We start from the raw sequence: 12,535 nt of genomic DNA, 5'->3' as shown, positions 1-12,535 counted from the left end.
CGCCCAATCGGTAAATGTTTGTTGATAAAAATGTGAACTAGATCACTTGATACGTCACAGATTGACGCGGGCGGCGGAGCAAAAAGGAGTAGAATGGCGCTTTATTTTTGCGGGGCCAATCGATGCCTAACTATCACTTTTTCAAGCAGGGTCAGGCGCTTACCTATCTAGATGCCAATGCACCCAGCTATAGCGATGAGCGTCGTCAACTGGTCGAACAGGGATTTGCCGCCATCGCCGCCCCCACCTTTGCAGATACCCCTGCCGAAGCCCTTGAGCTGCTTCGCACTCATCAGGCACTACAGGATGAGGCCAACGCCAACGCCCTTTGTTTGACGGTTGCCACTATTCCGGCTGCGATCGCAACTCTGTCCGGGCACTGACGCTGCCGCCAAGCTCACATGAATAAAAAATGGTGCCACTGTGATGGCACCATTTTATCGGTTTGCCTGCTTGCCCTGAGTACTTTACCGCTGGTGCAGGTCACCTTCGATAACCAGCACGGTATCCATCCCTGCTGCCTTGCCTGCCTCAAGCCCGATGCGGGTATCTTCAAACACCAGACAGTTGGCGGGATTGGCGCCGAGCAGTTCGGCCACCTGCAAGAAGGTGTCGGGATGCGGCTTGTGGTTGGTGACATCATCGGCGCTCACCACCACCGAAATATAGGCGTCGAGTCCGGTGCTTTTGAGGATGGAGTCCGCCTGATTGCGCGGTGAGCCGGTGCCAATCCCCATCTTGACCTTGCCGTGATAGTGCCTGACCAGTTCCCACATCTTGGGAAAGACGCTGGCCTTGTCGATATGTTCCATATAGAGGGCAATCTTGCGACGGGTAAAGGCCTCGACATCCACCGTCAGCCCCTGCTGCTCGGCTAGCATGGCGATGATCTTGCGGGTGGGAATGCCGCCGTACTGATAGAGCTGTTCCCGCTCGAAGGGGATGCCGAATTCGGCGCAGGTGAGCTCCCAGGCATCCAGATGAAGGGGCATGGAATCTACCAAAGTGCCATCCATATCGAAAATCAGGGCATCGTAGTGATCAAACCCGTACTGCTCACGCTCGCTCATGGGGCTCCTCGAATCAAATAGAGCAGGCTAACAGAAATGGTCGGCGTTTTGTGGGATCGGCCTCATGGTTGGGCAGATTGTGGCCGCCGTTTTTTCTATCTCTTGCTGATTTGTGAGACAATAATCCGTTCATTGCCGGATACTTTGGCATATCAGATCAGCGAGTCCGCTTATGACCTCGAAAATATCCCCCAAAACCATTTTCTCTAGCGTGGCGCTGGTGATCGCCCTCGGTTCACTGGAAAAGAGCATAGTCACCACCCCGCTGCCCATGATTGGCGCCGAGTTGCATGCCGGTACCGCCCTCACCTGGGTGGTAACCGCCTATCTGCTGGCCGCCACCGCCGTGCTGCCCCTCTATGGCAAGCTGAGCGATCTCTTTGGCCGGGTGCGGATGCTCAATATCGGTATCGGCCTATTTCTGGCGGGCTCGGTGGCCTGTGCGCTCTCCCTGGATCTGCCGACCTTGCTGGCAGCGCGGGTGCTGCAAGGGCTGGGGGGCGGCGGCCTGATTGCCCTCGCGTTTACCGTGATTGCCGACACCATTCCGCCGCGGGAGGTGGGCAAGTATCAGGGCTACATCTCGGCGGTCTATGCGGTCTCCAGCATCGCCGGCCCCTTGCTCGGCGGCTACTTCACCGAGCAGCTCAGCTGGCGCTGGATCTTCTGGATCAATCTGCCGCTCGGGGCGCTGGCGGTCTTTCTCATCAACCGCAACCTCAAGCAGCTCAACGTGCGTCGCCACAGTCGCTTCGACTGGAAGGGGGCGGGTCTGCTGATTACCGTCACCACGCTCACCCTGTTGCTGCTCTCGCCGGAGGCGGCGCTGCCTGCCGTCTGGCTTTCGGTGGCGCTGGGCGTGGCACTGCTGCTGCTCATTCTGATTGAGCGGCGCGCCCACGATCCCATTCTGCCTGCCCATCTGGCCCGGCTGCCCGGCTATCTGGTGAGCGTGCTGCTGGTGATGCTCTCCCAGTTGCTGATGTTTGCCGTGCTGGTCTATCTGCCGTTGCAGATGCAGTGGCAGAAGGGGTTGAGCGCCAGCGAGAGCGGCGCCATCATGGTCATCTTCATGATTTGCATTACTGCCGGTGCCTTTGTCGGCGGCAAGCTGATTGGCCGTACCGGCCACTACAAAAGCTTTGTCGCGGTGGGCTTTGGCCTCGCGGCGGTGGCGCTCTGGCAGATCCACTTCGATGCCTGGGTCAGACTGGCGCTCGGGTTTGCCGGTATTGGTCTCGGTCTGGTGCTGCCCGCCCTCTCGGTAGTAGTGCAAAATGCCCTGCCACGGCAGGATCGCGGCATCGGCATGTCGCTGTTCAACTTCGGGCGGGAGCTTGGCGGTGCCGTTGGCGTGGCCATCTGCTCCATGCTGTTCCACTTGCGCCTGCCAGCTGGCAGCGGTGGCGATCTGAGCCAGCTCGCGCCCGATCTGCTGGCCCCGGGTTTCAGCGCGACCTATATCGGTATGGCACTGATCGCCACGCTGGCGCTGCTCATCACCCTGCTGGCGTTGAAGCGCCATGAGCTGGCCTCCATCAGCGCCTGATTTGGCCTGCGCCGACATTGGCTCACCATAGCTAGCATAAGGGCTCCCCGCGGGGAGCCCTGATTGTTATTTGGCGAATAGAGTGGCTGTTGCCATCAAGCCATGCGCGAGTTACTCCTGCGCCGGACTCTCCTTGCCTGCCAGCTGGCTCAGCCAGGCGAAGCGGCGATTGGCCTCCTGCTCCGCCTCTTCATAGAGCTGGCTGGCTACCTCCGGCAGCTGGCGTTCCAGCCGCTGGAAGCGGGGCTCATGGCGCAAGGTCTCGGCCAGCGAGGCATTGGGGGCCCGCGAGTCGAGCGCCAGCGGCAGTTTGCCCTCGTCAGCGCGGCGCGGATCGAAGCGGTAGAGGGGCCAGAAGCCGGTGGCGGTCAGCTGTTTCATCTGCTCATGGCTCTCGGCCATGTCGTAGCCATGCTCCTCGCAGGGGCTGTAGGCGATGATGAGCGACGGCCCCGGATAGGCTTCCGCCTCCTGAATTGCCTTCACAGTCTGGTTCATCTGGGCGCCGAGGGAGATTTGCGCCACATAGACGTGGCCATACATCATCACGCTGGCCCCGAGATCTTTGCGTGCCTTGCGTTTGCCCTGCTCGCCAAACTTGGTGATGGCACCGAGTGGCGTCGCCTTCGACTGCTGGCCGCCGGTGTTGGAGTAGCACTGGGTATCTAGCACCAGCACATTGATGTTCTCCCCCAGACTCAGCACATGGTCGAGCCCGCCAAAGCCGATGTCGTAGGCCCAGCCATCGCCGCCGATGAGCCAGACCGATTTTTCCACCAGATAGTCCGCATCGCGAGCCAGCTCTTGGGCTGCCGGGATCTGGCTCTCCTGCAGCAGCGCTCGCAACTGCTGGATATGGGCCCGCTGCTCGGAAACCGGCAGGGTGGCATCGCCGAGCGCCTCGCTCAGCGCTGCCGGAATGGTGTCGCCGAGGCTCGCCAGCAGACGGCGCACCCGCTCCCTGTGCTGATCGACGGTAAGACGGAAGCCCAGTCCGAACTCGGCGTTGTCTTCAAACAGTGAGTTGGCCCAGGCCGGTCCGCGCCCGTCGGCGTTGGTGGTGTAGGGGGTGGTAGGCAGGTTGCCGCCATAAATGGACGAGCAGCCGGTGGCGTTGGCAATCAGCAGCCGATCGCCATAGAGCTGGGTCAGCAGCTTGATGTAGGGGGTCTCGCCACAGCCGGAGCAGGCGCCCGAGTATTCAAACAGCGGCGAGATGAGCTGGGAGGTGCGGATGTCGATGCGTTCCAGCTGCTCGGCGCTGCGCTCTGGCAGGTCGAGGAAGAAGTCGTAGTTGGCCTTCTGCTCGTCGAGGTGTTCGAGGCGTGAAGCCATATTGATCGCCTTGCGATCCGGGTTGCTGCGATCCTTGGCCGGGCATACCTCGACGCAGAGATTGCAGCCGGTGCAATCCTCCGGCGCCACCTGCAGCACGTACTGTTGGCCGCGCATGTCACGGGATTTAACATCCAGCGCATCCAGGGTGGCGGGGGCCGCGGCCAGCGTATCCGGTTCTACCACCTTGGCGCGAATGGCCGAGTGGGGACAGGCGGCGACGCAGTAGTTGCACTGGGTGCAGAGCTCCGCCTCCCAGATGGGGATCTCCTTGGCGATATTGCGCTTCTCCCAGCGAGTGGTGCCGACCGGCCAGGTGCCATCCGGCGGGAAAGCGGAGACCGGCAGGCTGTCACCCAGCCCCGCCAGCATGGCGGCGGTGACGGTCTGGACAAAATCGGGGGCCTTGGCGGAAACCACCGGCGGGCGGGGGCGGCTGGCGGGATCCAGTTCACCCAGTGGCACTCGGGTCAGAGCGGCGCAGGTTGCCTCCAGTGCCATCCAGTTGCGCTCGACCAGTGTTTGCCCCTTGCTGCCATAGCTTGTGGCGATGGCCTGCTTCAGCAGGCTGGTCGCCTCCTCGGGGGGAATGATGACGCTGAGCTGGAAGAAGGCCATCTGCATCACGGTATTGATGCGGTTGCCGAGCTGGCAGTCGCGGGCAATTTTGGCGGCGTTGATGATGTAGAAGCGCGCCTCTTTCTCGCGCAGGGCGTGCTGCACCTCGCTGGGGAGGCGCTGCCAGATCTCCGCTTCGCTGTAGGGGGTGTTGAGCAGGAAGATGCCACCCGTTTTCAAGCGCTCCGCCATCCGGTACTTGTCGACAAACTGCCACTGATGGCAGCCGATAAAGTCCGCCTCTTCCACCAGATAGGCCGATTGCAGCGGCCGCTCGCCCACCCGCAGGTGAGAGACGGTGAGGCCGCCCGCCTTCTTGGAGTCGTAGACGAAATAGCCCTGCGGATAGAGGTCGGTGTGGTTGCCGAGGATCTTGATGCTGTTCTTGGCCGCCGAGACGGTGCCATCGCTGCCAAGACCGTAGAAGAGCGCTTCCAGCTTGTGTTGCTGGCTGTGGATGGGGCTTTGCGAATCCAGCGTGGGCAGCGGTAGCGAGAGGCCTGTGATGTCATCGAAGATGCCGACGGTAAAGCGCGGGCGCGGGTTCTCCTGTGCCAGCTCGGCAAACACTGCCAGTGCGCAGGCGGGGCTGAACTCTTTGGAGGAGAGGCCATAGCGGCCGCCGATGACCCGCGGCAGGCTTGCCCGCTCGCTCCGGCTGACCGCTTCGGCAAGCGCCGTCATCACGTCGAGATAGAGGGGCTCGGCCTGTGCGCCCGGCTCCTTGGTGCGATCCAGCACGGCGATGGCGCGGGCACTCTCGGGAATTGCGGCCAACAGGTGCTCGGCCGAGAAGGGGCGGAACAGCCGCACCTTCACCAGACCTACCTTCTCCCCTTGGGTCAGCAGGCGCTCGATCACCTCTTCACAGGTGCCGATGGCCGAACCCATCATCATCACAATCCGCTCCGCCTGTGGGTGGCCGACATATTCAAACGGCCGATAGTGGCGGCCGGTCTGCTCGCCAAAAGCCTGCATCGCCTCGCTCACATGGCCATAGGCGGCGTCATACCAGGGGTTGCTCGCCTCCCGACACTGGAAGTAGGTGTCCGGGTTGGCAGCGGTGCCGCGAATGACCGGTTTGTCGGGGGTAAGCGCCCGGTCACGATGGGCACGGATGGCATCTGCGGGCAGCAGGGCGCGCAGGGTGTCGTCAGCGAGCGGCGCTATCTTGGCGATCTCGTGAGAGGTACGAAAGCCGTCGAAGAAGTGGATAAAGGGGAGGCGGCTGTTGAGGCTCGCTATCTGGGAGATCAGGGCAAAATCCTGCGCCTCCTGTACATTGCTGGCACAGAGCATGGCGCAGCCGGTCTGGCGCACCGCCATCACGTCCGAGTGATCGCCAAAGATCGATAGCGCGTGGGTCGCCACGGTGCGCGCCGCCACATGCAGCACGAAGGGGATAAGCTGACCCGCCAGCTTGTAGAGGTTGGGGATCATCAGCAGCAAACCCTGCGACGAGGTAAACGAGGTCGCCAGCGCGCCGGTCTGCAGGGCACCGTGGACGGCAGCGATGGCGCCCCCTTCCGACTGCATTTCGACAACCCGGGGCACATCCCCCCACAGGTTCTTGCCCCGCTCGCTCGACCAGGCCGACGACTGCTCAGCCATGGCCGAACTGGGGGTGATGGGGTAGATGGCGATGACTTCGCTGGTGCGGTACGCCACCGATGCGACTGCGTTATTCCCGTCTGTGGTGATCATCTGTTTTCCACTTTGCTATGCCAGTTTGAAGGCCGATAGTTGCATCGGCAATGGATAGGTCGCAGGCATAGTAAGAGGGGCAATAAGAGCGTATCAAACGGGATAAATAATCAATTAATAAGTCAGTAATAGTGGTTAATTTAATCCCTTCGAGTGGGGGCGTGATTTTCTGCTGGTAGCCGGTGGAGTGGCGATTGACGGGCCATTGCTTTGGCCCGTCAGCACGGGGTTAACCCTGATCCACTTGCAGCCAGATGGCGCACTGATAAGGGGCGAAGAGTGGCAATGGTTCGCTTGGGTAATTGGCCAGCAGCAACCGCATCTTGTCTGTCACCTTGTCGAAGTGGGGCATCGGCAAGGGGTTCGCCGTGAGATTGGCGAGCAGCAGCAGGGTGTGCTGCTCTCCGCTGGCCGGATCCTGCCAGTGGCGGCGATAGCCGATGCGCTCGGGATCATCCCCATCCAGCAGCTCGAAATGGCCGTGGCGAACGACAGGGTGAGCCTTGCGCAGGGCGATGAGCTGGCGATAGCAGTGAAACGGCGAGTCGGGGCGAGTCAGCTGCTCGGCGGCATTAATCTCGATGTGATTGGCGTTGAGGGCAATCCAGGGTGTGGTGGAGGTGAAACCGGCGTGGGGACCAGCATCCCACTGCATCGGGGTACGGGCATTGTCGCGGCTGATGGCATCGAGCCGCCGACTCAGCTCGGCAGGATCCAGCCCTGACTGGCTGGCGCGGTAGTTGATGGCCTCCACATCGCGCAGCTCGTCCGGCTGCCAGTGGCGGTTGGTCATGGCGAGCTCCTCCCCCTGATAGATGAAGGGAGTGCCCTGCATCAGGTGCAACACCATGGCCCACAGCCTGGCGCTGGTTTCACGCCACTCAGGCCTGTCATCGCCAAAGCGGGAGACGGCGCGAGGCAGGTCGTGGTTGCCGAGAAACAGGCTGTTCCAGCCACGTCCGTGCAGCCCTTGCTGGTGGCGGGCCATGGCTCGCTTGAAGGCGAGGGGATCAAAGCGGGATGACCACTTGTCACTGCCGAGCCCCAGATGCTCGAAGTTGAACACCATGCTGAACTCGCTGCCATCCGTGCTGGAGTAGCGTTGCATATGGGCGAGATCGGCCCCCCAGGTCTCCCCCACCGTGATGATTCCCTTGCCGCCGAAGCTCGCGGCATTGAGCTCGCGGATATAGTCGTGCAGGCGCGGGCCGTTGCTCATGGCAAGCCGGTCCCACTCCTTGCTCACCATGTCGATCACATCGAAGCGAAATCCCTTGATCCCTTTGCCCAGCCAGAAGTTGATCACCGCCGCCATCTCGGCCCGCACCGCCGGGTTGTCCCAGTCCAGATCGGCCTGACTGGGATCGAAGTTGTGCAGGTAGTAGCGATCAAGCGCTGGCACATACTGCCAGCCGCTGCCGCCAAAGATCGAGGTGACCGGGTGGGCATCGATAAAGGCTTGATCCCGGAATACGTAATAACCCTGATAATGGGGATCGCCGGCCAGTGCCTGCATAAACCACTCGTGCTCGGTGGAGGTGTGGTTGGCGACGATATCCATCATGATGCCGATGCCGTGAGCGGCCGCTTCGGCGATCAGCTGCTCCATCTCGGTCAGGGTGCCGAAGGCGGGGTCGATGGCACGGTAGTCCGCCACATCGTAGCCGTTGTCCCGTTTGGGGGAGCGATAGATGGGGGTGAGCCAGAGCATATCGACCCCGAGGGTGGCCAGATAGTCGAGGCGCTGACGGATGCCGTTGATATCGCCCATGCCGTCGCCATCGCTGTCCTGAAAACTCATGGGGTAGATCTGATAGATGACACAGCTATCGAGGTCGATATCGGGCGTGTGAAGGGAGTGCGTATTCATCAGCGTGGTCGGTTAGGGGAGAAGATTTTCTATCTTACGCAGATGAGCTGCTACTCGACAGGGCAGGGGAAACCTTGAAAAGGGTTCCATAGTTGACTGATTGCCAAAAGTGCGGGAAGGGTCACAAAGGTGCCATCCCGGGCCGCGGCTGTGGTCGGGATGGCACGGCACTTAGCGTTGATGCTATGCAGGAATACTGGTTATTGAGCAGCCTTGGCCTGCTCGCTGCGCTGCTCCTGCTGGCGTTCGGTCTTCTCTTGTTGGCGTTCCGCTTGTGCTTCCAGCTCCTTGCCGAGGAAGTAGTTCAGGAAGGTGCGGATCACCGCGATGATGGCGAGGCGGATCAGCTCCTCCTTGCTTGGCGCGACAGTGGTGGCCAGGATGTCGGCGGCGAGCTGGAACTCCAGCGCCAAGATGAGCCAACTGCCGAAACAGAGGCGAATGCGCGGAAAGCCGGGCTGGTGATCCCGCACTCGCGCCGCCAGCCAGAGAGTTTTAAAGAGGCCAATGACCACACAGGCGATGGAGATGATTTCCAGCAGCAGCTGGAACAGCTCGACCCCGTGCATCATCCCCTCTTTCAGGCTCGCTATCTCAAACACTCGGGTCACCTCCATGGTTCAAAAGAGGACACTATTAACATATCGCTCGGCAAAGGCCAAATCAGAGTCTCCTGATAAGCAGTGAGAGCTGTTCAATGAGCTGACGCGCAGCGGGGCTGACTCCGGCCAGTTGGAAGAAGCCGTGTATCACACCCAGTTGCCGCTGACAGGTAGCCGTGACACCGGCTTGCAGCAGTTTGCGATAGAAGGCTTCCCCCTCATCGCGCAGCGGATCATATTCCGCCGTTACGATATGGGTCGGCGGTAATCCTGACAGGTCCGGATGGTGGAGAGGGCTGGCTTCGGGGTGAGTGGCGGGCTGCTCCCCCAGATAGGCGTGAAAACCGCTTAACAGCATGTCGCGGGTGATGAGGTAGTCATCCCCTAGCTGCCGATAGCTGTCACTGTCGCCCGCAGCATCGAGCATCGGATAGATGAGCAGTTGGGCTGCAGGCAAGGGTGCGCCTTGCTCCTTGAGTCGCAAGGTGGTGATCAGGGCGAGGTGGCCGCCGGCACTGTCGCCCGCAAGGGCAATCCTTGCCGGATCCCCATGCCATTTCTCCACATCGGCCATGATGGCGAGCGTGGCTGCCAGTGCATCGTCATGTGCTGCAGGATAGGTGTGTTCAGGGGCAAGGCGGGTATGTACCGCGAACACCAGTGCCTCGGCGCGATTGCACAGCATCCGCATCTGGCGGTCGTGAGTGTCGAACTCACCGCTGACAAAACAGCCGCCATGAAAGTAGATCAGGGCCGGACGGCTTGTACTTGAGGTGGGCGCTGGTTGATAGAGGCGAACGGAATAATGGCCGTTTTGCCACTCTTCGACAGCGCCAACCTTTTCCCGTTCACCACCCAATACGGCTGAAACAAGATAGCCTTCACGCCGCTCCTGCCAGCTCAGGCTGCTCGCCTTGGGGCGGCCTGCTGCAATGAACTCTGCCACCATGGCCGCAATAGCCGGTTCAAGTTGTGTATCCATAACGCACCAATGACTGTATATAAAAACAGTTATTTTGCGCTTTTAGCCAAAGAGCGCAACCGGCGTTAGCTGAGGCAGCTCACAAAATCAGACTTCAAGCAGCTGGAATTCAATCACATAGAGCGGCGGCAGATCGGGGTAGATATCGCGGATCACCTGTTTGAGCTCGGTGAGGGTCATGTTCTCCTGACGGGCGTGCTCGTCGTTCAGTTCATCGAAGGCGACCGCCTTGACCGAGAGTACCTCAATGGTGCCAAAGGGCTGGTGCTCCGGGTTGGTGAACAGTGCCAGCCGCTGGCCGGGTTGCCAGTTGGCTTCGCTCTCGTCGCGGATGGTGATGGTCTTGCGGCCGGCCTGAATGTCGGCAACGAAGCGGCTAAAGAAGGTGAATTCGGGATAGGGATGGGCAGACATGGTGACTCCTGACAGGGTGAATTGAAATGAGGTGAATGGAAATCAAAGATCGAGATAGGCGCGCAGCCTGGCCAGATCGGCGATGACGGGGCCGTCGCTGCCGTCGGCAACTATGCCCTGTTCGATCAGCTCCTTGAGGGCGCGGCGGTAAACCCGCTCTGTAGTGCCGAAGCGCGCCGCCTCGTGGGCCCGCTTGCGTGACCCCAACATGGGGGTGCGCTGGCGTTCTCGCCACAACTCGTAGGCGATGTTGTAGGCGATGGGGTGGAGCAGCCGGCTGGTGGTGATCTCCAGCGTATCGAGATAGTCGCTGGCAAGCGCCGCGGCGAAGAAGAGGGTCAACTCAGGTTCTGCCAGCAGCCGCTGGGCCAGCTTGTGGGCACAGATGACTCGGGCGTCCAGCTCGGTCTCGGCCACCACGTTCCACTGCACCGGGGTGGCACTGAAGAACTCCATCTCACCGAAGATCTGGCTGTGACACTCAATCTCGCCGAGCTGGAAGCGGCGGCCAGAGTGTACCGTGCTGTTGAGGGAGACCCGGCCACGTTCGACCAGATAGAGCTGCTCGCTCTGCTCCCCCTGCCGCATGATCAATTCACCCGGCAGGTAGCGGCGCAGAAACAGGGTGCAGGCGTCGAGCGCCGCGGCAAAGCGGGGTTCCAGTTTGGCGAGTTCGGCGTGAAAACGGCCGAGGGGGTAGGGCTGTTGCTGCATGACTTGCCTGTCGCACCGGATGACGAGGGCCATGAGGCTAGCAAGAGTGCGGGCCGGATACCAGCCCGCACGGTAGCGGATGTGCCGCAGTTAACGGTTTGCGCTTTATTGCACCAACGCGTGGAGGGCAGCGGCGATGGCGTGCTGCTCACCGGCCATCATCGCCTGTTCGGCGCTGGCGTAGTCCGCCACCCCTTGTTGCACATCCTGCTCGAACAGCACCACGTTGCAGAGCACGGCGGCGACCCGCACCTTGCGCAGGCGACCCACGGTCAGCAGGGAGGCGGTCTCCATGTCAGCGCCGAGCACGCCACGGGCATGCCAGTAGCGGCACACCTCCTGCTCGTCATCTCGATAGAAGCTGTCGTGGGAGCGTACCAGCCCGTGCCAATGAGGCTGGCTGCCGGTCGCTAAATGGTTGAGCAAGGCGGCCTGCAGCCAGATATCGGCGCAGGCGGGGTACTCGGCGGGCAGATAGGCCTGTGAGGCGCCCTCATTGCGAATCGCCCCTTCCACCACGATAAGGTCGCCCAGCCCGATGTCGTGTTGCAGGGCACCGGCGGAGCCGACCCGAATGAGCGAGTGGGCACCGGCTTGCACCAGCTCCTCCAGCGCGATGATGGCCGAGGCGCCGCCGATGCCGGTGCTGCAAACCGTGATGGGCAGCCCCTGATAGCGGCCGTTGATGAGGCGAAACTCCCGGTTTTGCCCCAGCACTTCACACTGTTCGAGCTGGCTGGCGATGCGGTCGACCCGGGCCGGGTCGCCGCACAACACCACCCGCTCGGCAATCTGGTCGGGGCGGCATTGAAGATGGGGTAATAGCGGCATAGCTTACAGACCTTGTGGCTGGCGCTTGGCGGCAATCACCCAGAGGCGAGTGCCGTTGGCGGCGATAAACAGCAGGATCAGGTACTCCAGCGACATGGCGTAGACGCCCTGCGCGGCATAGACACCGATGCTGATGATGTTGATGACGACCCAGAGGATCCAGTTCTCCACGTATTTGCGGGTCATCAGGATCTGGGCGACGACCGAGAGCACCGTCATGCTGGCATCCCAGAACGGGAAGGCATCGGGGGAGGGCTCGGGGATGGCAAGGTTGGCACCAAACAGGTTGAGCAGGGAGACCGAGGTGCGCGCCAGGGTGGCGAAGACCGGGTCGATATAGCGGGTCAGCAGGGCGATGGCCAGCACGCTCATGGCGGCGGTCATTATCAGCTTGGATTTGCTGAGCCAGCGGATCTGCAGGGTATCCCCCTGATCGTTGGCCGGGCGGGTCCAGGCGTACCAGCCGTAGACGTTGGCGCAGAAGAAGAACAGCTGCAGCATCAACAGTCCGTAGAGCTGGATCTGGAAGAAGATGATGGCAAACAGGGTGACGTTGATCAGACCAAACAGGTAGTTGATGGTTTTCTCCTGACTGGCGAACCAGATACAGGCCAGACCAAACAGGGTGCCGATGGCTTCAATCCATGACATGGCATAGCCGCCACCCAGCGGTATGGTCACTAGGGTGTTATTGATGCTGAACAGCTCGAATATGCTCATTTTCTGATCCTTGGACATGAGGGTTAGTATGCGAGGGCGCCATTCTAAGGGGTGAGGGGGAGGAGGGGCAGGACTTTTGTCCGCCCCGTACTTGGCCCATATCAAAGAAATCGCCGCTGCTGCCCG

The 12,535-nt window shown here is 61.2% G+C and carries 11 protein-coding genes; 2 read left to right on the top strand and 9 right to left on the bottom strand.

Annotated elements, in window-relative coordinates:
* Positions 1-122 precede the first annotated feature (122 nt).
* On the top strand, positions 123-383 hold the full coding sequence (locus I6L46_RS11515; RefSeq protein ID WP_005353961.1) for a hypothetical protein: 261 nt from the start codon (positions 123-125) through the stop codon (positions 381-383).
* A gap of 84 nt (positions 384-467) precedes the next feature.
* Here I6L46_RS11515 and I6L46_RS11510 read toward each other — a convergent pair whose 3' ends face one another.
* A complete protein-coding gene (locus I6L46_RS11510) occupies positions 468-1,070 on the bottom strand; it encodes an HAD family phosphatase (protein WP_058059212.1) in 603 nt (200 codons plus the stop codon).
* Positions 1,071-1,242: 172 nt separating this feature from the next.
* On the opposite strand from I6L46_RS11510, the gene I6L46_RS11505 reads away from it, so the two are divergent.
* Positions 1,243-2,619: an MDR family MFS transporter gene (locus I6L46_RS11505; protein WP_216975550.1), complete on the top strand. Its 1,377-nt coding sequence runs from the start codon at positions 1,243-1,245 to the stop codon at positions 2,617-2,619.
* Between the two features lie 111 nt (positions 2,620-2,730).
* Here the strand turns inward: I6L46_RS11505 and nifJ are convergent, their stop codons facing one another.
* The 8 genes from nifJ to pnuC form a co-directional block, all read right to left on the bottom strand.
* The gene (gene nifJ, locus I6L46_RS11500; protein ID WP_216975547.1) at positions 2,731-6,276 is read right to left on the bottom strand and encodes a pyruvate:ferredoxin (flavodoxin) oxidoreductase; all 3,546 of its coding nucleotides are present in this window, start codon (positions 6,274-6,276) and stop codon (positions 2,731-2,733) included.
* 229 nt (positions 6,277-6,505) lie between these two features.
* Positions 6,506-8,146 (bottom strand): alpha-glucosidase, encoded by a 1,641-nt coding sequence (locus I6L46_RS11495; RefSeq protein WP_216975545.1) that lies wholly within the window; start codon positions 8,144-8,146, stop codon positions 6,506-6,508.
* Positions 8,147-8,346: 200 nt separating this feature from the next.
* A complete protein-coding gene (locus tag I6L46_RS11490) occupies positions 8,347-8,748 on the bottom strand; it encodes a DUF1622 domain-containing protein (RefSeq protein WP_216975543.1) in 402 nt (133 codons plus the stop codon).
* 61 nt (positions 8,749-8,809) lie between these two features.
* Entirely contained in the window at positions 8,810-9,730 is a 921-nt protein-coding gene (locus tag I6L46_RS11485; RefSeq protein ID WP_216975542.1) for an alpha/beta hydrolase, read from the bottom strand.
* 87 nt (positions 9,731-9,817) lie between these two features.
* Positions 9,818-10,144, bottom strand: a complete 327-nt coding sequence (gene yqfB, locus I6L46_RS11480; RefSeq protein ID WP_216975541.1) for a N(4)-acetylcytidine aminohydrolase — start codon at positions 10,142-10,144, stop codon at positions 9,818-9,820.
* A 42-nt stretch (positions 10,145-10,186) separates the two neighbouring features.
* Entirely contained in the window at positions 10,187-10,858 is a 672-nt protein-coding gene (locus tag I6L46_RS11475) for a Crp/Fnr family transcriptional regulator (RefSeq protein ID WP_216975540.1), read from the bottom strand.
* A 105-nt stretch (positions 10,859-10,963) separates the two neighbouring features.
* Complete coding sequence (locus I6L46_RS11470) at positions 10,964-11,689, bottom strand: nucleoside phosphorylase (protein ID WP_042054545.1); 726 nt, start codon at positions 11,687-11,689, stop codon at positions 10,964-10,966.
* Between the two features lie 3 nt (positions 11,690-11,692).
* Positions 11,693-12,409 carry a nicotinamide riboside transporter PnuC gene (gene pnuC / locus I6L46_RS11465; protein WP_042054544.1) on the bottom strand — a complete coding sequence of 239 codons (717 nt, stop codon included), beginning with the start codon at positions 12,407-12,409 and terminating at the stop codon, positions 11,693-11,695.
* Positions 12,410-12,535 lie beyond the last annotated feature (126 nt).

The sequence above is a fragment of the Aeromonas sp. FDAARGOS 1416 genome (genome assembly GCF_019048085.1).
Classification (GTDB): domain Bacteria; phylum Pseudomonadota; class Gammaproteobacteria; order Enterobacterales; family Aeromonadaceae; genus Aeromonas; species Aeromonas veronii.
The sequence above is the reverse complement of the archived record's forward strand: the minus strand, read 5'-3'. Positions and strand labels throughout refer to the sequence as shown.